The sequence below is a fragment of the Candidatus Alcyoniella australis genome (genome assembly GCA_030765605.1).
Lineage (GTDB): Bacteria > Lernaellota > Lernaellaia > JAVCCG01 > Alcyoniellaceae > Alcyoniella > Alcyoniella australis.
Window position 1 is genome coordinate 1 of sequence record JAVCCG010000139.1, and the last position, 25,238, is coordinate 25,238.

Below are 25,238 nucleotides of genomic sequence, written 5' to 3' on the forward strand. Positions count from 1 at the left end.
CCACATTGTCATTGCAAAGCCGATTCCTGTCAATTGAAGCCCGGAAGGCACCGTACTACCGAGCATGCGATGTGGATTAGGCGGGCCAGGTTAAATCACTTAGCCTGGATTATTCATGCTCGAGCATCCGGCTCAGATCGTCGTGGGGATCGCCGATCGGCATGATCCCGAACTTGTCCTGCAACACCTTGAACACGCCGGGCGTGACGAACGCCGGAAGGGTCGGCCCGAGCCTGATCCCTTTGATCCCCAGATGCAGCAGACTAAGCAGGATGCAAACCGCCTTTTGCTCGTACCATGAGAGCACCAAGGACAGCGGCAACCCGTTAACGTCGGTATCAAAGGCCTCGGCCAGGGCTGAGGCGACCTTTACCGCCGAGTAAGCGTCGTTGCACTGTCCCACGTCGAGCAGCCGCGGCAAGCCATCGATCTCGCCGAACTCGAGCTTGTTAAAGCGGAACTTGCCGCAAGCCAACGTCATTATCAGGCAGTCCTTCGGCACGGCCTGAGCCAGCTGGGTATAGTAATTACGGCCGCTCTTGGCTCCGTCGCACCCGCCGATCAGAAAGATATGCCGCAGTGCGCCGGATTTGACCGCCTCGATCACCTTATCCGCCGCTCCGAGCAGAGCGGCGTGGCCAAAGCCGACCATGATCCGCTTTTCAGGCTGATCCTCGCTAAATCCCTGGGCTGCCAATGCTGCTTGGATCAGCGGGCTGAAATCGCGATCCGCGATATGTCTTACCTCGGGCCATGCCACAAGCCCGCAAGTAAAGATCCGATCGAAATAGCTTGGTTTGGGCTTCTGGATACAATTGGTGGTCATCAGGATCGGGCCGGGGAACTGTTCGAACTCGCGCTGCTGATCCTGCCAAGCGCCGCCGTAGTTGCCGATCAGGTGCGCATGCCGCTTGAGCCCCGGATAGCCGTTGGTCGGCAGCATCTCGCCATGGGTGTAAACGTTGATCCCCGCTCCTGCGGTCTGTTGGAGCAACGCGTCGAGGTCCTTGAGGTCGTGGCCGCTGACCAGAATCGCCTTGCCTTTGACCGGCGTGATCCTGACGGACGTCGGCTCGGGATCTCCGTAGGCCCCGGTGTTGGCCGCGTCGAGTAACTCCATGGCCAGCAGGTTGACCTCGCCGCATTCCAGGTTGAGCGCAAGCAGTTGATCGACCGACTGCTCTTGGCCTGCCAAGTAGTCCAGCGCCCGGTGGACGAACTCGTAGACCCGCGCATCCTCATGCCCCAGGATGCAGGCGTGATCCGCGTAGGCTGCCATGCCTTTGAGCCCATAGGTCAGAAGCTCTTGCAGGCCGGTCAGGTCGTCCCCCAAACGCTCGGCGCGTCGCGCGATGTTGATCGAGGCTGCGTGTGCGATCCGCTGGGCATTGTTGCCGCCAAGCTCGATTGCGGCCGGGCCGTTCAATTGCTCGGGATCGATGCCCTGGGCCCGGCATGCTTCGAGGTACATCGAGCGCGCCCGGCCTCTGTTCTCCTCCAGCTGATCGAGCAGTCCGGCCAGGCGCTGTGGATCAAAGTTGACGTTGGTGATCGTGCTGAACAGCGCCTGTTGAGTAAAGCGGTCCAGCTCCGGATCGCTCGACCCGAGCTTACGCGCCCGGTGGGCATACATCGACAAACCCTTCAGGCCGTGGACCAACAGATCTTGCAACGCCGCGGTATCCGCATCCTTGCCGCAGACTCCGGCCACGGTGCAACCTTGGCCCTTGGCTGTCTGCTCGCATTGGTAACAGAACATGCTCATCGCTAATCCCCTTTTCTTTTAACGATCGTTCCCACTATCTGAATTAACTTTGTCCGGCGCTTTGCATCTGTCGGCCGCAGCGCACCAACCGCTGCAATCCTGCGCCGCACGCCCCTGAACCAGCTCTCCGCAGTGATGGCACCGCAGGCTCGGCTCATCCGAGAACAGCTCGACCTTTGCACCGCACGCGGCACAGACATGAATGCTGGAGCTCAGCTGTCGCAAATCGCGTCCCGGACACCTCATCCGCAGCAGCTTCGCTCCGCGGGTGTGGACGCCGGGACAACGCTGTCCTCGAGCAGCGTGCCGTCGAGCCCCACGGTCACCACGCGCAACGGCAAGTCGCTGCCCGCGCGATCCAACGCTGTGCGTACGGCGTGGGCCAAGCCACTGCAGCACGGTACCTCCATTTGCAGCACGGTCACCGAACGCACGCGGTTGGAAATGAAAATCCGCTCGAGCTTTTCCTCGTAGGCCGCCAAGTCGTCGAGCTTGGGGCAGCCCACGGCAACCGCCGCGCCGTCGAGAAAATCACGATGATACTCAGCATACGCAAACGGCACGCAGTCCGCAGTGACCAACAGGTCGGCATTGTTAAAAAACACGGCATCAGGCGGCAGCAGCCTGAGCTGCACCGGCCACTGGGACAGGCGCGAGCATATCCGACCGCCGGATTCATCAGGATGTTGGGTTTGTAAATTGCGCTGTTTGACCTGTGATCCGGGGCAGTTGAAATGGGATGCTGCCGCAGGCTTACGCTGATTGCTCTCCACGGCCTGCGGGTCGAACTGCGGGGCCTCGCGTTCCTCGATTGTCAGCGCGCCCTCCGGGCAATCGCCGATGCAAGCTCCCAGTCCGTCGCAGAAGATCTCGTTGACCACCTTGGCCTTGCCATCCACGATCGCCAGCGCGCCCTCGGCGCATGCTGTAACGCACAGCCCGCAGCCCGTGCACTTGTCCTGATCAATTACAATGATCGGTCGCTTGTACATAACATCCCTCCACACGGTTACAGCCCCAGGCTAGGCGCTGTATACGCAAAGGGCTTTGATTAAGGTCAAATAAATATAAAAAGACTTGGAGGCCGAGGATTGGCTAGTCGCCGGATGCAGCCCGTTCGAGCTCGTTCACGTCGAGCACGACCACCTCGTGTCTTCCAACCTCCAGGGCCCCTAGGGCTTGCAGGCTGTACAGGGCACGCGAAATTACCTCGTTGACCGTTCCCAGACGTTGGGCGAGCTGCCCCTTGGTCATGCCCAGGGGAATCACTGCTCCGGGCTTGAGTTTGATCTTGTGTAACCGGGACTCGCGCAGCAGGTAGACCGCAAGCCTGGTCTTAACGTCCTTAAGTGAAAGGTCGTCCACTAAGTCGACCATCGTGCGCAGCCATTTGGCCAGTGCGCCGATAAAACGGAAGGTGGTCTGCGGGCTGTGCTCGAGCATCTGCCGAAACGGTTCAGCCGCCACCGCGATCAGCTCGCAGTGCACGAGGGTCATGGCCGAAGCAGGGAAAATTCGGTCAGTGAAAATAGCGGCCTCGGCAAAGCTCTGCCGTGGATGGACCAAGTGCAGAATCTGTTCGCGCCCCTGGGCATTCACGCGATAGATTTTCACTACCCCGTCGGCCAACACGTAAAAACGGTTGCAGTGCTCACCCTCAGAGAACAATAGAGTCTGTGGTTTGACCTGCTCTGTGTGGCAAATCAAGGCCAACTCGTCAAGCTCCTCGGACCTAAGCTCCGAGAATATCGCACAGCTTTCCAAAACAGATCGGATGTCCATTAAATGATTATACATTACCGCAAAGTTGCGCGAGCTCCGGAAAAAGCACCTTTAATTAAAAAGGGCCGCCCGGCTGGGCGGCCCTTGGTTTGCGGTTGTTCGATTATTTACAGGGCGCAGCCTCCACAGGCGTCGTCGTCGTCATCGTCGTCGCCGCCTCCGCCCGCGATCGTGGCGTCGCCGGTGTTGGAGTAGTCAGAGTCGCCGGCGTCGTCGCTGGTGGCGTAAACGCGATAGAAGTAATGGCCCGCTGACAGGCCCGCGTCGCTGTATCCCGTGGCGTCGGCCGCCACCTGCGTCAACTCCTCGAAGTCCTCATCGGAGTCCAGCGAGCGCTCGATCACATAGCCGCCCTCGGCCGTGGAATTGTCCTCCCAGGTCAGGGCGATCGATGAATCGCCCCCAGCCGCCGCCAGGTTGGTCGGCGCCGCCGGAGTGGTGGTCGCCTCGACCTCGCTGGTCGCCTCGGAGTCCATCACCACGGTGAAAGCCGTAACCTTGTAGGTGGCGCAGTTGCACTCGGTAAGAGTGGCGTCGACGTACTCGGTGGCGTCGGCCGCAGTGGCGCCGACCTCGGTGAAGTCGGTCTCGCCCTCAAGCTTACGCCAGACGTGATAGCCGTCCTCGCCGTTGGAATTGTCGTTCCAGCTCAGTGCGATTTCGGTGTCGGACTGCGCCACGGCGGCCAAGCCGTCCGGCGCCAGCGGCGGAGTACCGGCCACGACCACGTCGGAGTACTGGCTGTAGAGGGCTCCCTTGGTCGCGCGCACGCGATACTCGTAGGCCGCGGCCTCGTCCATGCCGGAGTCGGTGTAGGTCAGGCTGTCGGCGGCAGCGGTGCCGATCACCGCCCAGGCGTCCTTGGAACCGGCGGCGCGACGCTCGACCTCGAAGCCGTCCTCATCGGCCGACTGGTCGAACCAGGTCAGCACGATATCTCCGGCCGGAGTACCGGCACCTGCAAGATTAGCCGGACCGGGGGCCAGGGGCAGCTCGATCGCCGGATCGCCCTGCCACAGATAGATGTGGAAGTTGCGGCCGTAGGTCGAGGTCTCGCCGTACTGCGTGATCAGCTCGGCCAGCGCGTCGTTGTGCACGTAGCCGATCTCGGTGATTCCCTTCTCCCAGGTCGCGCGGTAGAGGTACTTGTCGTAGTCGTGGTTGGGAACGGTGTAGCTCGACAGCGTGCTGCCCAGGAACGAGACCGCGCCCTGGTCCTGCAGCACCCAAGCCTCGCCAAAGACCTTGCTCGATTCGGAGAGCATCATGTTCAGGCAGGCGATGGAGTAGATCACCGGAGTCAGCGCGCCGTTGGTCAGGGCCAGGACGTCGTCGTTGTCGTAGCTCTCGCCGGGCACGTCCCACGACCACCATTCGGTCTCCGAGCCGTGGCCGCGATAGTTGATCAGAGCCCGGCCCTCTTCGACCGCGGCGGTGATCGTGGCGTTGGTCACGCCGCTGATGTGGCCGTAGGCGGTCTGGAACACCGGCGGCCACTCGGTGTAGGCGTAGGTGCGGATCTGCTCGGAGCACTCGACGTACTTGCCCGGAGCGCTCTGCTTGTGCGCCATCAACACGGTCTTGGAACGCCACTCGCCGGGAGCGGCCTGGTTGACGAAGTTCTCGATCTTGTCGATCGCCCAGTCGACCTCGTCCTCGGAGGCCGCGGAGATACGTCCCAGACCCACGTCGGCGTAGGGGTCGGCGCCGGCCAGCCGCGAGTACCAGGTATCGCCCGGGCAGCCAGAGTAATATCCGCAGCCGAACTCGCTGGAGGGGACCAAGTGCCAGGGGATCTCGCCGCTGTCGATGTCGCCCAGCAGCAGCACGTAGTCCAGATCGGCCGGAGTGGCGCTGTCGTATTCGGCCTGGATGTAGGCCTTGATCGCGGTGTCCGTGGTGCCGGTGGCGCTGGTGTCAACGGCGCTGACGCTTAGTCCCTGGGCGGTCCACAGGTCGACCAGCGCCGTAGCGTTGTCGAGGTAGGCGGGCTCGGCGATGATCAGGTAGTCGATGCCGGCCTTGTTCCGCGATTCGTCGATCTCGGTCAGTTCCATCTGTTCGTAGTTGATCACCAACGAGCGATAGGTGCGGGCCCACTTGGAGTCGACCGCGCTGGGCTCGAAGCGCAGTGCCGAACGCTCGTCAATCCCCTCGTAGGAGAGCCGCACGGTTACCGAGGTCGTTACCTGCATCGAGTCGCTGGTCGCGTCGTAGCGTAGCGGCGCGAAGCTCAGAGTGACCACGCGCAGGTCGCGCAGGATCGAGGGCTCGGAGAGGCTGACCAGCTCGGCCGGATAGAGCTCGGGCAGACTGTAGCCAGCGGGCTCGAAGTCGAAGTCCACGGGCGTCTGATCGTCGGTGGTCGGGGTCTGGAACGGGAAGGGCAGGATGCCCTCGATCACGTTCTGTTCGACCTCGAGCACCTCGACCTGCACGCCGCTGCCGGCCGGAATGGCGACCATCTCGCGGATCAGCGGCAACTCGGGCCAGCCGATCTGCTGGGTCATGCCCTCACCGGGGATATTAAGCCAGGTGAACAGCGGTCCGCCCACGTCCACATGGCTGGCGTAGACGCCGGGAACCTGGATCTCGATCACGGTCTCATAAGCATTGTGCGATAGCACCGAGACGCTGGGATCGACTTGAGGGCTGCCCTCGTCCAGCCGCAGAAAGCCTGCACTCTGGGCCGATACTCCGCCGGCCATCAGCGCGATACATAACGTCGAAAGCACAAGGATAAGCAAATGGGTCTTTCCACTCATGGTAATTTCCTTTTTTGCCTCGTTATTCGATTATGGAGCGCGTGAATAGGCTAACAGCATCCGCGCAATAGTTAAAGCCTCGAACAAGGGCTCGGATTATCTTGGAAATATGAATTATAGCGCAAGATTGCGGCCATTGAAGCGCCGATTGCGTGCCCCTGCTTCAAAAAGGAAGGAGGGGTCCGCCCCTGAAATTGCGCCCCCAGGGACGGACCCTTACCAAGTGAGGAATAAAAGCGGGAATAGAACTCCCGCTAGGAGGCTGATTTAAAAAGAACGCGTTTGGAGTCCATCGTTCGTCAGTCGGCCTTGCGCCTGATGAACGTCGGAATGTCGTACTCATCCTCATCAGCGCGCGGCCTGGCGCTGGGCCGAACCGGGGTGCTAACCGCGACCTTGGACTGCGGTACGTAAGCCTGCTCGATCACCTCGGGCCGCTGGACCTCGGGCTCCTCGGGCCGGCGCTGAAATTTCAACCGCTCGCGGCGCGACAGCGCGTTGCTCAGGTACGTCACTTGCTCCTGGGTCTGTTCGAGCTGCTCGACCTGATCAAAGCCGGTGGCGATCACCGTGATGCGCATCTGATCCTGCATCCGCTCGTCGATCACCGCGCCGAAGATGATGTTGGCACCCGGATCCGCGGCCTCCTGAATCATCTCCGAGGCTTCGCTGACCTCGGCCAGGGTCAGGTCGTGTCCGCCGGTGACGTTGATCAGCACGCCCTTGGCGCCGTCGATGGCGATGTTTTCCAGCAGCGGCGAGCTGATCGCGGCCTGGGCCGCGTCGATGGCGCGGGTCGAGCCCGAGGCCACGCCGGTCCCCATCAGCGCCAGTCCCATGCCGCGCATGATCGTGCGCACGTCGGCCAGGTCGAGGTTGATCACGCCGGGAACGACGATCAAATCGGAGATCGACTGGACGGCCTGGAGCAGGATCTCGTCGGCGCGCTTGAACGCGTCGAGCATCGTCATGTCCTTGCCCGCGAGGTTGATCAGCTTTTGGTTGGGGATCGTGATCAGCGTATCGACGTACTGTCGAAGCTTGTCGATCCCCTCCTCGGCCTGCCGCATCCGACGCGAGCCCTCGAACAGGAACGGCTTGGTGACCACCGCCACGGTCAGCGCATCGGTCTCGCGCGCCAGCTCGGCGATGATCGGCGCCGCGCCCGTGCCCGTGCCGCCGCCCATCCCGGCGGTGATGAACACCATGTCGGTGTCCTCCAGCGCCTTGACCAGCTCGTCACGGCTGTTGATCGCAGCCTCGCATCCGACCTCGGGATTGCCCCCAGCCCCCAGGCCGCTGCCGAGCTGAACCGTCTGTTCGGCCCGCGAACTGAGCAGCGCCTGCTGGTCGGTGTTCGTGGCGATAAAGCGCACGCCCGCCATTCCGGCGCTGACCATCGTGTTGACGGCGTTGCCGCCGCCGCCCCCGACGCCGACCACCTTGATCGTCGCCTTTTGCTTGTCCGAGACTTGCTCGACGAAGTTAAACATCCCTATGCCTCCAAACGCTTTTCAACGGGTCGGCGCGACCCGTTTGTCAACTAATGAAATCCTTGATCCACTCACGCATCCGCGACCACACCCCGTCGAACGTTTGACGGTCGCGAATACGAAACTTGGCCCCCTCTTCGGCGTCGATTCCGTAGGCCACCAGCCCCACGGCCGTGGCGAACTGCGGGCCGTTGACCACGTCGGTCAGCCCGCCGACGTTGATCGGCTTGCCCACGCGCACCGGGCAGTTGAAGATCCCCTCGGCGACCTCGATCATCCCGGGCATGTTCGAGGCTCCGCCGGTGAGAACCATTCCCGCCGGAACGCGCTCGGTCAGGCCGACCTTCTCCAGCTCGCGCTGCACCAGCAGGAAGATCTCCTCCACACGCTGCTCGATGATCTCGCACAGGATCTGGCGCGAGACCACGCGCGGTTTGCGGCCGCCCACGGTCGGCACCTCCACCGCCTCCTTGGAGTTGACCAGCTTGGTGGTGGCGCAGCCGTAGCGGATCTTCAGCTCCTCGGCCGAGGGTTGCGCCGGCGTGCGCAGCCCCAGGGCGATGTCGTTGGTAATGTGCGCTCCGCCCAGTGCCAGCACCGCCGAGTGCCGCAGCGTGCCGCCGATAAACACCGCCAGGTCCGAGGTCCCGCCGCCGATGTCGAGCAGCGCCACGCCCAATTCCTTCTCCTCCTCGTCGAGCACGCCGTAGGAACTGGCCAGCGGCTCGAGCACGATGTCCATCACGTTCAGCCCGGTCTGGTTGCAGCACTTGATGATGTTGGCCGCCGAGGCCACGGCGCCGGTGACGATGTGGCAATTGACCTCCAGCCGCACGCCACGCATGCCCACCGGGTCGTTCACGCCGTCCTGCTGGTCGACCTTGAACCCGTTGGGGATCACGTGAATCACCTCGCGGTCCATCGGAATCGCCACGGCCTTGGCCGCCTCGATTACCCGCCCGACGTCGCGCGCATGGACTTCCTTGTCGCGGATCGCGATCACGCCGTGGCTGTTGAACCCGCGGATGTGACCGCCGGCGATGCCGACGAACACGCTGACGATGTCGCAGCCGGCCATCAGTTCGGCCTCCTCGACCGCCTTGCGGATCGAGGCCACCGTGCTCTCGATGTTGATCACCACGCCCTTGCGCAATCCCCTGCTCGGGGTGGTGCCGATGCCGACGATCTCGATTCGCGGCCGAGAGGAATCCCCTTCGTTGTCCACGAGCTGGCCAACGACCGTGCAGACCTTGGTCGTGCCGATGTCCAGCCCGACGAGGATTTCGTCGCCTCGCCTCATCTTCTCCCCCCCGTTGTTTTCAGCCTGATGAACGCCCGCTGGGGCACTGAGACGTCGGTCCAGCTTAGTCGCGCTGCCCGCGATCCCAGGGCCGCGTGAAGCGCCTCGAGCCGCTCGAGCTTTTCAGCGAATCCGCCGCGACCCATCTCGATCCAGATGCCGTGGTCCAGAGTGACCATCGACAACCCGCGCACTGGGTCGTAATGCACCTCGCTCAAGTCCGACAGCTCGCTTTCATCGCTGAGCTGGGCCACGCGAATCAGCTCGACCGCCTCGGCCAGGCTGAACAGCGCCTCGCTCTGGTTTGCGGCAAAGTCCGCCTCGCGCAGGCCGCTGATCAGGATGAAGTCATGGCTCTCCCCGGGCTCGACCTCCTTGAACAACATCCCCTGCGGATTGACGTAATAGTCCTGTTCCATCCGCGCTACGGCGAGCACCTGTTGCTCGACAACGTCGACGATCAGCCGGTCGGGCAGCTCGCGCGCCACGCGCGCATCCTCAATCCAGTGATTGCGTTGCAGCCGTTCGCGCAGTTCCTGTAGGTCGACGTCGAACAGGTGCTGATCAGCACTTAGCCCCAGCAGTCCGATCACCTCCGTGCGCGGCACGTGACGCAGGCCGCTGATCCTGACGTCGCGCACGCGGAACAGTTCGCCGGTGGCCGCGGCCAGGCCGGCCCAGCCGACCAGCGCCAAGATCAGCACCGTGGGCACCGCCTTACGCATAAACGGCCAGAAGCCCTCGTGCAGGTCGCGCAGCAGACCGCGTACCCGGGAGCGCAGCCGGAATTTGGCGCGCTTGGCCCGCAGTTGTCTGCGCTTGTGTTCGCGGAAATCGAACACGCGTTTAGCTCCCCACTTTCAGACCCGCGCCGAGCAGGATGCGCTCGACCAGGTCGTCGAACTCGATGCCCGCGGCCCGCGCGATCTTGGGCAGCAGGCTGGTCTGGGTCAGTCCCGGCAGCGTGTTGACCTCGAGCAGCCACCAGCCGTTGTTCCCATCAAGGATCAAGTCGACCCGCGTGCCGCCGGCGCAACCCAGCGCCGTATGCGCGCGCCGCGCCAGGTCCAGCGCCTCGAGTTCGCGCTCGGGCTCGATCGGTGCCGGACAGAGGTAGTCGGTCATGCCCTGGGTGTACTTGGCCTCGTAGTTGTAGAACTCAAGCTTGGGCCGCACCTCGACCGTGCCCAGGGCCTCGCCGTCGAGCACGCCGACGTTGATCTCGCGTCCCTTGATGTAGCGCTCGAGGATCACCCTTCGATCAAAGCGCAACGCCTCCTCCAGCGCCGCTTTGAGCTGCCCAGCCTCGCGCACGATCGAGATCCCCATTGACGAGCCCTCGGTGGTCGGCTTGACCACCAGCGGCAGCTCCAACGGCAGGTCATCGAGGGACACTTCCTCGGCCGACCCGGGCTCGATCAGCGCCCACTGCGGCACGGGCAAGTCCGCGGCCTGGAACAGCCGTTTGCTGATCACCTTATCCATCGCCACGGCGCTGGCGGTCACGCCCGAGCCGGTGTAGGGGATGCGCATCAGCTCGAGCAGGCCCTGGACGCAGCCGTCCTCGCCCCATTTGCCATGCAGCGCGTTGTAGACCAGCTCCACGCCGTGGCGCTCAAGCTGCAACGCCAGGTCGCGTCCCACATCGATGCGCACCACCTCGTAGCCCTTGCGCTGCAGCGCATCGCACACCGCAGCGCCGGTGTTGAACGAGACCTCCCGTTCGCTGCTGGGACCGCCGAGCAATACCCCGACCCGTTTGCCGCTCATGCGAAATCTCCCAACAGCTTGACCTCGCACTCGAGGGTCAGACCGAAGCTCTGACGCACGCGCTGCCTGACCAGCCCGATCAGCTCGTAGATGTCGTTGGCGCTACCGTTTTTATCGTTGACGATAAAATTGGCGTGATGCTCGCTGACCTGCGCACCGCCGACCCGCAGCCCCTTGCAGCCCGCGGTCTCGATCAGCCGCGCCGCGTGCTCGCCCGGCGGGTTGCGAAACACCGAGCCCGCGCAAGGTAGGTACTGCGGATGATGCTCGGCGCGCCAGGCGAGCATCGCCTCGACTTTGCGCGCCACGTCTTGGCGCTCGCCCTTTTGCAACTCCATACGGCAGGAGAGGATCACCGCTCCCGCGGGCAGCTCGACCGCGCGGTAGGAGAAGTCGACCTCTTCGCGCGCCAGCCATTGCGCACTGCCCTCGGCGTTCATCAGCCGCAGTTCGCGCACCAAGTCGTAGATCTCGCCGTCGCGCGTGCCCGCGTTCATCCGTAGCGCCCCACCGAGGTTGCCCGGAATTCCGGCGGCGAACTCAAATCCGGTCCAACCGTGCTCCAGGCACAGCTCGGTCAGCCGCCTGACCGAACACCCCGCGTCCACGCGCAACAGCACGCCCCTGTCTGATTGCGACTCGAGCTCGATCGCGCCCATGCGCTCGCGGATCAGCACTGCCAACGCCGGCAGGCCGCTGTCCGCCACCAGCACGTTGGAACAGGCGCCGAGAACCTGTAGCTCCATCCCGGCCTCGGCCGCAGCACGCAGCACAAAAGCCAACTCGTCCTCGTCGTCCGGTTCGACCAGTCCCCAGGCCGGACCGCCCACGCCAAAGGTGGTGTAATCCGACAGCAGCTCGTTGCGCTTGAAGCGCTCGCCCAGCCGCCTGGCAAGCAGTTTTGCCAGCTGTTCGCTCATCGACCCTCCTCACGGCGGCGCAGGCTGTCCAGCAGGATGTCGGCAAGCTTGGTCACGTCTCCCGCGCCGAGGGTGAACAACACGTCGCCGCGTCCGGCCCGGCCGACCATCAGCTCCACAGCGTGGCTGTGATCGTCGGCCACCAACACGTCGGGGTGGCCGTGCTCGCGCAGTCGTCGGGCCAAAGCGTCGGCGCTGATCCCCTCCAGCGGCTGCTCGCCCGCGGCGTAGATCGGCATCACCACCACGGTTGCGGCCGCGTCAAAGGCCTGGGCGAACTCGTCGAGCAGGTCGGCCACCCGCGAGTAGCGGTGCGGCTGGAACAGCGCGCGGATCGGCCGACCGTACCCCTCGGCCGCGGCTTCGAGTGTGCCGCTGATCTCCGCGGGGTGGTGGGCGTAGTCGTCCACGATCGTTATGCCCGCGGCCTCGCCGCGAATGTCGAAACGTCGTCCGACCCCGCCGAAGTCGCGCAGCCCCTCGGACGCCGCCTCGAACGGCACGTTGAGCTCCGCGGCCACGGCCAGCGTGGCCAGGGCGTTGGCCACGTGGTGTTTGCCGGGCATGCCCAGCCGCACCCGGCCCAGCCTGCCGCGCTCGGCGTCGTGCACCTCAAAGGTCGTGTTGTGCTCCTTGATCTCGATGTCCACGGCCGTCAGATCGGCCGGCTCGTTCACCGCGTAGGTGGCGTAGCGCTTCTTGACCTGCGGCAGAATCTTGCGCACCAGCGGGCTGTCCACGCAGAGGATCGCCTGGCCGTAAAACGGCACCTTGTTAATGAACCCGACGAAGGTCTCCAGCAGCTGATCCAGGTCGCGGTAGTGGTTCATATGCTCGCGGTCGATGTTGGTCACCACGGCCACCGTCGGGCTGAGCAGTATGAAGCTGCCGTCGCTCTCGTCAGCCTCGGCCACCAGGTTCGGCCCCTGACCCAGCCGCGCGTTGGAGCCGATGGACTCGAGCCTGCCGCCGATGACCACCGTGGGGTCCAGGCCTGCGAAGCGCAGCACCGTGGCGATCATGCTGGTGGTCGTGGTCTTGCCGTGGGTGCCGGCCACGGCCACGCCGTACTTCATCCGCATCAGCTCGGCGAGCATCTCCGCGCGCGGGATCACCGGGATCCCCAGCCGCTGGGCGGCCTGCACCTCGGGGTTGTCCGGGCCGACCGCGGAGCTGATCACGATCACGTCCGCGCCGCGCACCGCCTCAGGGTCGTGACCCAGGCCGACCTTGCCGCCCAGGGTCTGCAAGCGATGCGTAACGTCGCTGCGACGCATGTCCGAGCCGGTGACCTCGTACCCCAGGTTGAGCAGCACCTCGGCAATGCCGCTCATGCCGATGCCGCCGATGCCTACGAAATGGATCCGTCGCGCCCTACCGAACATCGTCGCCCCCCTTTGCGAGCCCTTGGCAGACATCGGCCACCCGCTGCGCCGCGTCGGGCCGTCCCAGCTCGAGGGCCGCGCGCGACATGCTGCGCAGCCGCTGCGGATCGGCGGACAGCTCGCGGATCAGCTCGGCCAGCCGCCGGGCCGTGCACTGCTCGTCGCTAAGCAGGATCGCGGCCCCGGACTGGGCCAGCTCGCGCGCGTTGCCGGTCTGGTGATCGTCCGCAGCATAGGGGTAGGGCACCAAAATCGAGGGCAGGCCCACCGCGGCCAGCTCCGAGACCGCCGATGCCCCGGCGCGGCAGATCGCCAGATCGGCCGCCGAGTAGGCTGCGGCCATATCGTCGATAAACGGCTCGACCTCGATCTCGAGCCCGGCGTCGCGGTAATCCGCGCGCACCTGCTCCAGGTCGAGCCCTCCGGCCTGGTGCCTGACGTTGGGCTTGAATCCTTCGGCCGCGAGCAAGCCAAGCGCGCCGCAGGCCGCGCGGTTGATGGTGCGCGCCCCCTGGCTGCCGCCGAAGACCAGCAGACTGCGCAGCCCCTCGATCGCTTCGGGCGTCTTGGCAGCGGCCGCGATATCGGGCCGGATCGGGTTGCCGGTGTGCACGCTTTTAATCGCGCCCAGCCGCTGCGCCGTAGAGCTGAAGTGCACGCAGGCGCGCTGGGCCACTCGCGAGAGCAGGCGGTTGGTCAGTCCGGGAATCGAGTTGGGCTCGAGGATCACCCGCGGCCGACGCCCGATGAACGCCGCGAGCATCGCCGGAGCCGAGGCGTATCCGCCCACTCCGAGCACTACCGACGGATTGAAGCGGCGCTGGATTTTCAGCGAGCGCCACAGCGCCGGCACAATCCGCACCAGGGCCAGCAAGCGCGACAGCGGCCCCAGCCCCTTGATTCCCGAGGTCTTGAGCAATTCCAGAGGATAGCCCGTGGGCGGCACCATCCGCTCCTCGAGCCCGCCCTGCGCGCCGACGAACAGCACCTCGCCCGACTGCGGCTCGGCCCAGGCGTGCGCCACGGCCAACGCCGGGGCCACGTGACCGCCCGTACCGCCGCCGGCAATCAGCAGCCTCATCGCGCCCTCCAGTTGACCGCCGCGTTGGGCCGCGGCGTCAGCTCGTCGTACTCGCGATGGTGCGAGGCCACGTTGAGCACCACGCCGACCAGGAACATGCTGCACATCAGGCTCGATCCGCCGTAGCTCACCAGCGGCAGGGTCAGCCCCTTGGTCGGCAGCATGCCCATCACCACACCGGCGTTCATCAGCACCTGCAACGCAAACAACAGAGCCACACTAAAGGCCAGTAGGCGGCCGTAGTCGTCCCCGGCGCGCAGGCTGACGCGGATCATCCGCAGCACCATCACGCAGTAGATCGCCAGCAGCGCGCCGACCCCGAGCAGGCCGATCTCTTCGGCCACGTTGCTCAGAATGAAGTCGGTGTGCAGCTCGGGCACGAAGAATCCCTTTTGCGCGCCCTGCCCCAGCCCGACTCCGATCCAGCCGCCCTTGCCAAAGGCCACCAGGCTGTTGCAAAGCTGGTAGGCCGTTCCCTGGGGATCGCTCCACGGATCGAGAAACGAGGTCAGCCGAGCCAGGCGATAGGGCGCGGCTTTGATCGCCGCCATCGCCCCCAGCGAGCCGACCACGGTCAGCGCTCCCAGGTGCGCGTAGCGCGCCCCGCCCACGAAGAGCATGCCCAAGACCAGCGCCAAGAGCAGCACCGTGCCGCCGAAGTCGGGCTGCTTGTAGACCAGTAGCATCAGCACTCCGGGGATCAGCAGGTGCGGCGCCAGGCCGTTGGACAGACGCCTGATCCGACCGCGCTTGACCGTGATCGAGTAGGCCAGAAACACCAGCAACGCGACCTTGGCGATTTCCAGCGGCTGGATCGTGAATCCGAAGAGCTTGAGCCAGCGTCGGCTGCCGTTGACCACCACCGACATTCCGGGCACGAACAGCAACGCCAGCAGTACGGCGGCCAAAGCCAACAGGCCGTAGGCGGTCTTGTTGTTGGTCAGCAGGTGGTAGTCCAGGTGTCGACCAACCAGCAACGCGCCCAGGCTGAGCACGGCCCAGACCAAATGGCGCTTGAGAAAATGAAACTCGCTGCCGAAACGCAGTTCGGCCGAGACAAAGGTCGCCGAGTAGACCATCACCACGCCGACCACCAGCAGCGCCAGGGCGCACAGCAGAATCACCGGATCGGTGCCGCGGGTGACGCGCATCAGGCCTCCCCCCCGGCCAGCGTACGCACCGCTGCGGTAAAACTGCGGCCGCGGTGCTCGTAGTCATCGAACATGTCGAAGCTGGCGCAGGCCGGCGAAAGCAGCACGGACGCGTCCGGTGCGGCCAGCTCCAGCCCGAGCCGCACGGCCTGCTCCAGCGTGTCGCAACGCTCAAGGCGCGTCACGCCCTGCAGCACGTGTTGCAGTTCGTCGGCCGCCTCGCCGATCAACAGCACGGCCCGCGCGCGTTCGGCCACGGCCTCGCGCAGCACGCTGAAGTCCGCGCCCTTACCCCGTCCCCCGGCGATCAGCACCAGCGGCTCCTCGAACGAGCGCACGGCGGCGATCAGCGAATCGGGCGTGGTGGCCTTTGAATCGTTGTAGAAGCGCACGCCGCGGATCTCGCCCACCGGCTCGAGCCGGTGCGGCAGCGGAGCGAAATCCGCGACCCCGGCTGCCAGCGCCTCGCTGTCCGCGCCGGCCAACAGCGCGCAGCCGACCGCGGCCTCGAGGTTGAGCCGGTTGTGCGCGCCGAGCAGACGCCAGGACGTTATGTCGATCTCACATTGATCGCGTCCGGGCAAATTGCAGCGCAGCCTGTCGTGCTCCATGCGCAGATCGCCGCCCGGGCCGAAGGTCGCTATTCGCGCCGGGCTCTTGGCGGCGTGGGCTGCGATACGCGCATCGTCGGCCGGGATTACGATCCAATCCTCGGACGTCTGGTTGGCGAACAGCCGGGCCTTGGCCGCGGCATAGTCCTCGGGCCGCGCGTAGCGGTCGAGGTGGTCGTCGCCCAGGTTGAGCCAAACCGCCACGCGGGCGTGCAGCGAAGGCGCGGACTCGAGCTGGAACGAGCTGAGCTCGACCACCGCGAGCCGCGGCGCCTCCCCGCGCCTCTCGAGCAATTCGAGGGCCAGGTTGCTGAGCGGGTTGCCGATGTTACCGCCGAGGAACACGCGCCGACCCGCGGCGCGCAGCAAGTGCGCGCACAGCGCGGCGCTGGTGGTCTTGCCGTTGGTGCCGGTAATCGCGATTAAGGGCAGGTCGATGCAGCCCAGGGCCAGCTCGACCTCGCCGATCACTCGCTGGCCGCGCTCAAGCGCCCGTCGCAGCGGAGCGATCGACAACGGCACGCCGGGGCTGACCACGATCAGGTCGCTCTGGGCCAGGGTCTCGTCGCGGTGACCGCCGAGTTCCACGCGGTCGGCCAGCGCCTCGAACTCGTCGAGTCGACCGGCGAACGCCTCGGGGCCCCGGCTGTCGCTGAGCAGCACCCGCGCTCCCAGTCGCCGAGCGAGCCGCGCCGCTGCCAGCCCGGAACGGGCCAGCCCGACGATCAGCACGCTTTGCGAGGCTAGGCTGTGGGTCGACATCGTCACCTCAGCTTGAGCGTGGCCAGCGACATCAGCGCCAGGATGATGCTGATGATCCAGAAGCGCACAATCACCTTGGGCTCGGCCCAGCCCTTGAGCTCGAAGTGGTGGTGGATCGGCGCCATCTTGAACACTCGTTTGCCCGTGAGCTTGAAGCTGCCGACCTGCACGATCACCGACAGTGTCTCGATTACGAACACCCCGCCCATCAACGTCAGCAGCAGCTCGTTCTTGGCGATCACCGCCACCGTGCCCAGGGCGCCGCCCAGGCTCAGCGAGCCCACGTCGCCCATGAACACCTGAGCCGGGTAGGTGTTGAACCACAGGAAACCCAGCCCCGCGCCGACCATCGCCGAGCAGACGATCGCGAGGTTGCCCGCGTCCTTGATCTGCGCGAACTGCAAATAGTTGGCGATCTCGTAGTGCCCCACGGCGTAGGTGATCAGCGCCAATGTCCCGGCGCAGGTTATCACCGGGCCGATCGCCAGGCCGTCGAGGCCGTCGGTGAGGTTGACCGCGTTGCTCGTGGCGACGATCACCAGCACGGCGAACGGGATGTAGATCAGTCCGATGTCCGGGGTGAAGCTCTTGAAAAACGGCACCGAGATTTGCGTGGTGAAGTCGGGCTGGGAGTAGACCAGCACGACCGCGCCCAGGGCGAAAACCACCTGCCAGACCAGCTTCTGCCGCGGCGAGACCCCCTTGGGATCGTGGTGTACGACCTTGATGTAGTCGTCGATGAATCCCAGCGCGCCGTAGCCCGCCACGACCAGCAGCACCGCCCAGGTGTAGTAGCAGGTCAGGTCGCACCACAGCAGCGCGGGCACCACGATCGAGACCAGGATCAGCGTGCCGCCCATGGTCGGCGTGCCGGCCTTGACCAGGTGCGACTGCGGCCCGTCGTCGCGCACGGTCTGGCCGATCCCAAGCTTGGTCAGCCAACGGATGATCGGCGGGCCGCAGATGAAGCTGATCGCCATCGCGGTCAGCGCCGCGACCACCGAGCGGAAGGTGATGTAGCGCACCACGTTCAGCGGTGTGAACTCGTCGATGAAGTGTGTCAGCAGGTGGTAGAGCATTACAGCGCCTTCTTCAGTCCCCTGACGATCAGTTCCATACGCATCCCGCGGCTGCCCTTGACCAGCACCACGTCGCCGGGCTCGAGGTTGTCGGCCAGCCACTGCACAGCAGCCTCGCGGTCTTTGATCACGCGCACCGCGCGCTTGGACATCCCGGCCTGGATTGCGGCGTCGGCAGCGTCCCTGGCGTGCTCGCCCAGCAGCAGCAGCCGGTCGACCTTGTGCTGGCCCGCGGCCACGCCGATCTGCTGATGGGCCGCGCGGGCGTGGCTGCCCAGCTCGAGCATCTCGCCGAGCACGGCCACGGTGCGCCGGTTCTCGCCCAGGGTCTGCAGCACTTCCAGGGCGGCGAGCATCGAGCGCGGATTGGCGTTGTAGGTGTCGTCGATCAGCCGTACCTTGCGCCGCAGCTCGACGATCCGCGAACGCATCGCCTGGGGCTTGAACGCCTCGAGGCTGTCGCGGATCAGCAGCGGCGACGCGCCGAGCACGTGGGCCGCCGCAGCCGCGGCCAACGCGTTGTACACGCTGTGCGCTCCGTAGGTCGAAAGGCTCAGTTCGAGTGTCTCGCCACCGATTTGCAGCTTGGCGGTAATCCCGTCGAACCCCAGGTTGCGGATCTGCGTGGCGCGTACGTCGGCGTCGCGGTGCTTACCGAAGGTCACGACCTTGAAGTCGCGGCCGCGCACCAGCAGCATCGCCCGCCTATCGTCGCGGTTGATCACTGCGGTGTTGCGCGGGCCGAAGCGGTCGAACAGCTCACCCTTGGCGCGCGCCACGGCGGCCAGGGTCTTGAGCGTCTCAAGGTGCACCGGGCTGATGTTGGTCACCACGCCGATGTCGGGCGAGGCGATCTGCGCCAGGCGCGAGATCTCGCCCACGCGATTCATCCCCATCTCGAGCACCGCCGCGGGGTGGTCGGGCTTGAGGTTGAACACGGTCAGCGGCAGGCCGATCAGGTTGTTGAAGTTGCCGCGCGTGCGCAGCACCTCGCGGCCGTAATGCTGCTCGAGCACCGCGGCCAGCATCTCCTTGCAAGTGGTCTTGCCCACCGAGCCGGTGATTCCCACCACCGGGATGCGTGTCAAGGCCAGGATCTGTCGCGCGATCTCGCCCAGGGCGTACAGCGTATCGTCGACCTCGAGCACGTGCATGCGGCAGCCCGCGACCCGCGAGGCCTCGCCGCGATGCACCATCAGTCCGCCGGCGCCGCGCTCGAGCGCCTTGTCGAGGAACTTGTGTCCGTCGAAATTCGGCCCCTTGAGCGCGACGAACAGCTCGCCGGGCTTGAGCGTGCGCGTGTCGGTGCTGATGCCGGAGAACTCCTTGCGGCGCCCCTTGATCGCGGGACGCGCGTTGGCGGCGCCGACGATCAGTCCGATGTTGAAGTAGCTCGATCTCATCTGGGCCCTTCCGCTGCGACCAATGCTCCGGCCGCCTGTTCACGGTCGTCGAAATGCCGCTTATCGCGGCCGACGATCTGGTAGTCCTCGTGCCCCTTGCCCGCGATCAGCACCACGTCCCCGGCCTGCGCCAACTCCACCGCCGTGCGGATCGCCTCGGCGCGGTCAACGATCACGCAGAACGCCTTTCCCGCGCCCGATCCGACCTGCTGCGGCTGCCTGCGCTCGACGCCCAGGGCCTCGATGCCCGGAACGATCTGTCCGATGATCTCCAGCGGGTCTTCGGTGCGCGGATTGTCCGAGGTGACGATCGTCAGGTCCGAACCCTGGGCCGCGGCGCGCCCCATCAGCGGGCGCTTGCCCCGATCGCGGTCGCCGCCGCAGCCGAAGACCGTGATCACCCGGCCGCGCGCCAGGTTGCGCACGGCCGCGAGCACGTTGCTAAGCGCGCCGTCGGTATGTGCATAGTCGACCAGCACCAGCGGATCGCGCGAGCCGGGCACCGGCTCGAGCCGTCCGGGAACCGCGGCCAGCCCATCGGCGCCGCGCAGTACCTCGCGCATCGACAGCCCCAGACTCAGGGCCAGGCCCGCGGCCACGGCCAGGTTCGGGCCGACGAACGCGCCGAGCAGCGGACTGTGCACCTCGTACGACTCGTTGCTGCGGCGAAAAGTTCCCTGCAGGCCGTCCAGGCCGTAGCGCGCGTCGCTCAGCGCCAGGTCGGCGTCCAGCGCATTGACGGCGCTGACCCGCAGCACCGGAACCAGGCTGCGCCGCGCCAGGTCGAGCCCCTCGTCCGAGTCGATCAGGATCACCGCCTTGGACGCCTTGGACGAGGCCGGCAGCAGCCGGGTGAACAGCAGCGCCTTGGCCTCGAGGTAGTCGCGCATCGAGCCGTGGAAATCCAGGTGGTCGCGGCTGAGATTGGTGAACGCGCCGACGTCGAAACGGCAGTGGTTGACGCGGCCCAGCTCGAGCCCGTGGCTCGAGACCTCGACGATCACGTCCTGGACCCCGGCGCGGGCCATCTGGTCGATGGTGCGCGCGAGCAGCGCCGGGTTGGGCGTGGTGTTCGGCGCCTCTAAGCTGCGGCCGCCGTAGCGGTAGTTGACCGTGCCGATCACGCCCACGTTGCGGCCGGCCTGCTCGAGCATCGCCTCGAGTTGGTAGACCACCGAGGTCTTGCCGTTGGTGCCGGTGATGCCGATCAGCCGCACGCGCGCGGTGGGATCGCCGTAGAACCTGTGGGCGATCAGCGCCAGAGCCGCGTGGGTGTCGGCCACCGCGGCGCAGGGAACGTCGTCGCGCAACAGCTCGGGCCGCTGCAGCAGCAGTGCCGCGGCGCCGGCGTCGATCGCCGCCTGCACGAAGTCGTGGCCGTCGACCACGCTGCCGGGCAACGCCACGAAAAGGCAGCCCGGGCCGACCCGCCGCGAGTCGAACTCCAGGGCCTCGATCTCCACCGACTGGTCGCCGCGAACGTCGATAGTCTCGATTTTGTGAAGCAGCTGGTCAAAGGTCATCGCTGCTCCCCCGCCGGGTCGGCGAAGCGCACCAGCACTCGCTCACCGCGGGCGACCATGCTGCCGGGTCCGGGGACCTGGGATACGCAGACGCCGCTCCCCTCGGTTTTGAGCCGGATGCCGCTACGCTCGGCCAGGGCGTAGGCTTGTCGCACGGGCAACCCGGTGAAATCGGGCAGTCCGCCGTCCACCAGCTGCGGAACATCGGCCCGCGCAAGTTGCACTTCCTGGTCGGCTCCGGGCTCGACCTGGCCGGGGATCATTCGCAAGTAGGCCATGGTCTCGTCGGCCACCGCCCGGAACACCGGCGCGGCGATCACGCCGCCGTAGAGCGATCCGGCCGGCTGCTGCGGCGCGTCGAAAACCACGGCCACGGCGATCCGCGGGTCCTCGGCCGGAACCGTGCCGATAAACGTGGCGACCACGTCGTCGGAATAGCCGCGACGATCGGTATACGGCTTCTCTGCGGTGCCGGTCTTGCCCGCCACCCGGCAGTAGGGCAGCGCGGCCAGGGTGCCGGTGCCCTCATCGTCGGTGACCGAGACCAATGCGCGCAGCACCTCGCGGCATGTCTCCTCGCTGATTACGTGCGAGCGGATTGTCAGGTGGCCGCGGTAGATCTCGCGCCCCTCGGGCGAGACCACGCTGTGCACGATGTAGGGCTTGAGCAGTACGCCGCCGTTGACCGAGGCGCTCAACGCGGTGACCAACTGCATCGCGGTCACCGACAGTCCCTGTCCAAAGCTGTGAGTCGCCAGGTCGACTTTGGCCCAACGCTCCAACGAGCGCAGCACGCCCGCGGCCTCGTGAGGCATGTCCACGCCCGTGGGTCGGCCGAAGCCGAAATCGGTCAACGTGCAGTGCAGCAGTTCCGGGCCGAGTCGTTCGGCGATTTTGGTCGCGCCGATGTTGCTCGAGATCTTGACCACGTCGCGCGCCGACACCTTGCCGTGGGGGTGCACGTCGTTAATGCGATTGCGGGCGAACACGTATTTGCCGTTCTCGCAATCGATCAGCTCTTCGGGATCAACAGCTCCGGACTCGATCGCCGCGGCGTAAGTAAAGGTCTTCATCACCGAGCCGGGCTCGAAGCGGTCGCACAGCACGCGGTTGCGCCTGTACTCCGGCGGGAACGCGCCGGCCACGTTGGGATTGAAGGTCGGCCGGTTGACCAGGGCCAGGATCTCGCCGGTGTGCACGTCGATCATCACCAACATCGCCGCGCGCGCCTCGGAAGCGACGAACGCTTTATCCAGCTCGCGCTCGGCGATCGCCTGGATCTTGCTGTCCAAGGTCAGCCGCAGCGTGGCGCCGGGCTCGGAGCCGACCACCTGCATCCCCTCGGGAAAGTAGATCCGGCCCAACGCGTCGCGATGTCCGATCAGTCGGCCGGGTCGGCCGCGCAGCTGCTGGTCAAACGACTGTTCCAGGCCCGAGAGGCCCTTGGAGTCGATGTCCACGAATCCCAGCACGTGGGCCGCCAAGGTATTCTGGGGGTATTGGCGGTGGCTCTCCTTATGCAGGTGCACCCCCTGGACTCCCAGCTCCTCGACGATCCGCCGCACCATCTGCGCCTCGTGACGGTCGATGTGGCGCTTGATCCAGGCGAAACGCGCCGGTCGGCCGCGCACCTCGCGTTCGAGTCGGGCCGCCACGTCCTCGCGCTGCAAATCGAGCACCAGCGCCAGCTGCCGCGCCAGCTCGGGCTTGAGCTCGTCGGGGAGCATCAGCGGATCGACGAACAGCGACTCCTGGTCGATATTGTGCGCCAGCACCTCGCCGTTGCGATCGAGGATCGGCCCGCGCGGGCAGGTCAGTTCGATGTTCGAGCGCTGCATCTGGTCGGCGCGCTGCTTGAGGTCCTCGCTGTCGAGCACACACAGCCACAGCGCGCGGCCCAGCAGCACTGCCAGGCCGAGCACGAACAGTGCGGAAGTGAGCTTGATCCGCACCACGACCCAGTCGCGGCCGCGGGTGTTGCGCGCCATTTTGCGCGCGCGCGGCAGGTTGCGCGGACTCATCGCGGCACCCGCAGCACTTGCTCGTTGGCCGGCGCGGACATCTTGAACTCGGCGGCCTTGGGCGCCAGTCTGCCCGGCGAGCGTAGCGAACCCAGCTCGCTGACCAGTTCGTCGTTACGGTAGGCCAGCGCGCTCTGCAACTCATGCTCGACCTCGATGGCGTAGCCGGTATGCACCACCAGCTGCCGCGTCCAGACCACCAGCAGCAGACAGGCGGTGAACGCCACCACCAGCACGATGGTCGAGAACAGGCCCATGGCCCGGCGCAGACCCTTGTGGCGCGTCACCTGCTTGGCCAGCAGCGAGACCGGGTAGGTCGTCTGGCTCATGCCGCCTGATCTTCCAGCCGCCGGGCGGCCCGCAGCCGCGCACTGCGGCTGCGCGGGTTGCGCTCGATCTCGCTCTGGTCGGGCCTGATCGGCCGACGGGTGATCAATTCCATGCTTGGCAGATGGCCGCAGGTGCACACCGGCTGCGCCGGAGGACAGAGGCATCCGGAGCTGTGCCGCCGCAGGGCCTGCTTGACCAGCCGGTCCTCCAGCGAGTGGAACGAAATCACGGCCAACACGCCGCCGGGAGCCAGCAGCTCGGGCGCGTCGGCGAGAAAGCTGCGCAGCGAGCCGAGCTCATCGTTGACCGCGATGCGCAGCCCCTGGAAGGTGCGCGTGGCCGGGTCGATACGCTGGGGACCGCGTTTGCCCGGGATCGCGCTACGCACGATTTGGGCCAATCGTCCGGTGCTGCGGATCGGAGCCGCATCGCGCTCGCGTACGATGGCGCGGGCCACGCGCGACGCGTAGCGTTCCTCGCCGTACTCGGCAATGATCCGCCGCAGTTGATCGTAGGGCTCTTGGTTGACCAGGTCGGCGGCGCTGCGGCCTGAGCCGGTGCACAGCCGCATGTCCAACGGGCCGTCGTGGGAAAACGAGAATCCGCGCTCGGGGTCGTCCAGTTGGATGGAGCTTAGACCCAGGTCCGCCAGAATCCCGACGAACCTGGGCCAGCTCCGATTGCAGGAGATACGTGACAGCTCATCCAGACGGCAGTGCACCAGCTCAACCCGCGAGCCGAAGGGCTCGAGCCGTCGACCGGCTCGGGCCAACGCCTCGGGATCAGCGTCGCAGGCGACCAATCGTCCGTCCGGCGCGCTTCCTCGCAACATCGCCTCCGAGTGCCCCCCCGCTCCCACGGTGGCATCGAGAAACACCGACCCCGGGGCGGGCTTGATAAGTTCGATTGTCTGTTCCAACAAAACAGGGAGGTGAATCCCCGTAGACATGAGCTAAAGCACGTCGGCCAACGCGGCCTTGATTTGCTTGAAACTTTTACGAGCCTTCTGGCTGACCTCTTGCCAAGCCTCTTTGCTCCAAATTTGAATCGTGTCCCCAGCCCCAATGATCACGATTTCCTTGTCCAAGCCGGTCGCCTCGCGCAATGAGGGCGGAACCAGAATTCGGCCCTGACGATCGATGCTCACCTCTTGGGCGCCAGAGATGTAATACAGCTTGAACATTTCAACGTTCTCATCGAACTGTGGTTGACGCTCCAGCTTCTGCACCAGCTCGTCCCAACGATCCGGCGTGTACCCCACCAACACCTGTTCCTCTGCCTTCTGGTCGTTGGTCAGCACGATACGGTCGAAGTTGTTCTGGCTGAGGATCTCGCGGAAACTCACGGGAATACTCGTTCTTCCCTTGGGATCCAGCGTGTGATAATAACGTCCTGCGAATTTCATCGTACCACTTGGTTTAGTGTTGCTACCACTTTATACCACTTTTTGGGACACGAGTGCTGTTATACCGGCTCCCGGCGCGAGGTGTCAAGATTTTTTTCTTTGGCTGGGCGGTTTTTTTGTTGAGAAAATTCAGCAACCTACGTGACGCCCCCCGAAGGGGGGCGGTACGCTTCAGCAGCCGTCTATCTGTGGTGGGATAAATCTGTTGGTATTCAGACCGTTAACACGTAAAAGCTAAACCACTTTATTATATAGTTGTCTTTTATGATTGATATATAACAGGTTATTTTTCTTAGCACGACCGTGCCCTGCTCGCCCGAACTGCCTCAATCTCCTGAGAAATACCACCCGATACCACCTGCCGAGCCTGCCGGACGGCTGAATCGTATTAAAAAGAAAAGGCCCGTGCCCCCTGGGGCACGGGCCTAATGACCAAAGTAGTTACGGTCTATTGTCTGCTATGACTTATCAGCCACAGCATCCGCTGTCGTCGTCGTCGTCATCGTCGTCGTCGTCAACTGCATCGTCGTCGTCAACGTCATCGTCGTCGTCGTCATCGTCATCGTCGTCGTCGTCGTCATCGTCGTCGCCGCCACCCTCGAGAACCTCGAAAGCGTCAGCCAGGGTGTCGTCACCGTAGGGGTTGGTCAGGGCCAGGTCGTACAAGCCCAGGTCGGCGCCGGTCAGATCGA

The 25,238-nt window shown here is 65.2% G+C and carries 21 protein-coding genes; all 21 read right to left on the reverse strand.

Annotated features, from left to right (window positions below):
• Positions 1–109 precede the first annotated feature (109 nt).
• Positions 110–1,765, reverse strand: a complete 1,656-nt coding sequence (gene hcp / locus P9M14_16805; GenBank protein MDP8257406.1) for a hydroxylamine reductase — start codon at positions 1,763–1,765, stop codon at positions 110–112.
• A gap of 242 nt (positions 1,766–2,007) precedes the next feature.
• Positions 2,008–2,757 carry a 4Fe-4S binding protein gene (locus P9M14_16810; GenBank protein ID MDP8257407.1) on the reverse strand — a complete coding sequence of 250 codons (750 nt, stop codon included), beginning with the start codon at positions 2,755–2,757 and terminating at the stop codon, positions 2,008–2,010.
• Positions 2,758–2,860: 103 nt separating this feature from the next.
• Positions 2,861–3,478: a Crp/Fnr family transcriptional regulator gene (locus P9M14_16815; protein ID MDP8257408.1), complete on the reverse strand. Its 618-nt coding sequence runs from the start codon at positions 3,476–3,478 to the stop codon at positions 2,861–2,863.
• A gap of 176 nt (positions 3,479–3,654) precedes the next feature.
• A complete protein-coding gene (locus tag P9M14_16820; protein ID MDP8257409.1) occupies positions 3,655–6,312 on the reverse strand; it encodes a C25 family cysteine peptidase in 2,658 nt (885 codons plus the stop codon).
• Positions 6,313–6,611: 299 nt separating this feature from the next.
• Positions 6,612–7,805 (reverse strand): cell division protein FtsZ, encoded by a 1,194-nt coding sequence (gene ftsZ / locus P9M14_16825; protein MDP8257410.1) that lies wholly within the window; start codon positions 7,803–7,805, stop codon positions 6,612–6,614.
• A gap of 46 nt (positions 7,806–7,851) precedes the next feature.
• A complete protein-coding gene (gene ftsA, locus P9M14_16830) occupies positions 7,852–9,105 on the reverse strand; it encodes a cell division protein FtsA (protein ID MDP8257411.1) in 1,254 nt (417 codons plus the stop codon).
• Entirely contained in the window at positions 9,102–9,947 is an 846-nt protein-coding gene (locus P9M14_16835; protein MDP8257412.1) for an FtsQ-type POTRA domain-containing protein, read from the reverse strand. Before P9M14_16835 ends, ftsA begins: the two co-directional genes overlap by 4 nt.
• A 4-nt stretch (positions 9,948–9,951) precedes the next feature.
• Entirely contained in the window at positions 9,952–10,875 is a 924-nt protein-coding gene (locus tag P9M14_16840) for a D-alanine--D-alanine ligase (GenBank protein MDP8257413.1), read from the reverse strand.
• Positions 10,872–11,795, reverse strand: a complete 924-nt coding sequence (gene murB / locus P9M14_16845) for a UDP-N-acetylmuramate dehydrogenase (GenBank protein ID MDP8257414.1) — start codon at positions 11,793–11,795, stop codon at positions 10,872–10,874. Before murB ends, P9M14_16840 begins: the two co-directional genes overlap by 4 nt.
• A complete protein-coding gene (gene murC / locus P9M14_16850; protein MDP8257415.1) occupies positions 11,792–13,180 on the reverse strand; it encodes a UDP-N-acetylmuramate--L-alanine ligase in 1,389 nt (462 codons plus the stop codon). The genes murB and murC overlap by 4 nt, the downstream gene beginning before the upstream one ends.
• Positions 13,170–14,261 carry an undecaprenyldiphospho-muramoylpentapeptide beta-N-acetylglucosaminyltransferase gene (gene murG / locus P9M14_16855; protein MDP8257416.1) on the reverse strand — a complete coding sequence of 364 codons (1,092 nt, stop codon included), beginning with the start codon at positions 14,259–14,261 and terminating at the stop codon, positions 13,170–13,172. Before murG ends, murC begins: the two co-directional genes overlap by 11 nt.
• Positions 14,258–15,412 (reverse strand): putative lipid II flippase FtsW, encoded by a 1,155-nt coding sequence (gene ftsW, locus P9M14_16860; GenBank protein MDP8257417.1) that lies wholly within the window; start codon positions 15,410–15,412, stop codon positions 14,258–14,260. The genes murG and ftsW overlap by 4 nt, the downstream gene beginning before the upstream one ends.
• Positions 15,412–16,785 (reverse strand): UDP-N-acetylmuramoyl-L-alanine--D-glutamate ligase, encoded by a 1,374-nt coding sequence (gene murD / locus P9M14_16865; GenBank protein ID MDP8257418.1) that lies wholly within the window; start codon positions 16,783–16,785, stop codon positions 15,412–15,414. The genes ftsW and murD overlap by 1 nt, the downstream gene beginning before the upstream one ends.
• 2 nt (positions 16,786–16,787) lie before the next feature.
• Positions 16,788–17,864, reverse strand: a complete 1,077-nt coding sequence (gene mraY / locus P9M14_16870) for a phospho-N-acetylmuramoyl-pentapeptide-transferase (protein MDP8257419.1) — start codon at positions 17,862–17,864, stop codon at positions 16,788–16,790.
• Positions 17,864–19,267 carry a UDP-N-acetylmuramoyl-tripeptide--D-alanyl-D-alanine ligase gene (murF, locus tag P9M14_16875; protein MDP8257420.1) on the reverse strand — a complete coding sequence of 468 codons (1,404 nt, stop codon included), beginning with the start codon at positions 19,265–19,267 and terminating at the stop codon, positions 17,864–17,866. Before murF ends, mraY begins: the two co-directional genes overlap by 1 nt.
• Positions 19,264–20,790, reverse strand: coding sequence for a UDP-N-acetylmuramoyl-L-alanyl-D-glutamate--2,6-diaminopimelate ligase (locus tag P9M14_16880; GenBank protein ID MDP8257421.1), 1,527 nt, complete (start codon positions 20,788–20,790; stop codon positions 19,264–19,266). Before P9M14_16880 ends, murF begins: the two co-directional genes overlap by 4 nt.
• Positions 20,787–22,811 carry a penicillin-binding protein gene (locus tag P9M14_16885; GenBank protein ID MDP8257422.1) on the reverse strand — a complete coding sequence of 675 codons (2,025 nt, stop codon included), beginning with the start codon at positions 22,809–22,811 and terminating at the stop codon, positions 20,787–20,789. Before P9M14_16885 ends, P9M14_16880 begins: the two co-directional genes overlap by 4 nt.
• The gene (locus P9M14_16890; GenBank protein MDP8257423.1) at positions 22,808–23,140 is read right to left on the reverse strand and encodes a hypothetical protein; all 333 of its coding nucleotides are present in this window, start codon (positions 23,138–23,140) and stop codon (positions 22,808–22,810) included. The genes P9M14_16885 and P9M14_16890 overlap by 4 nt, the downstream gene beginning before the upstream one ends.
• Positions 23,137–24,090: a 16S rRNA (cytosine(1402)-N(4))-methyltransferase RsmH gene (rsmH, locus tag P9M14_16895; GenBank protein MDP8257424.1), complete on the reverse strand. Its 954-nt coding sequence runs from the start codon at positions 24,088–24,090 to the stop codon at positions 23,137–23,139. Before rsmH ends, P9M14_16890 begins: the two co-directional genes overlap by 4 nt.
• Before the next feature lie 3 nt (positions 24,091–24,093).
• Complete coding sequence (mraZ, locus tag P9M14_16900) at positions 24,094–24,546, reverse strand: division/cell wall cluster transcriptional repressor MraZ (GenBank protein MDP8257425.1); 453 nt, start codon at positions 24,544–24,546, stop codon at positions 24,094–24,096.
• Positions 24,547–25,014: 468 nt separating this feature from the next.
• Positions 25,015–25,238: hypothetical protein (locus P9M14_16905; protein MDP8257426.1), on the reverse strand; the 224-nt coding region annotated here is incomplete at its 5' end.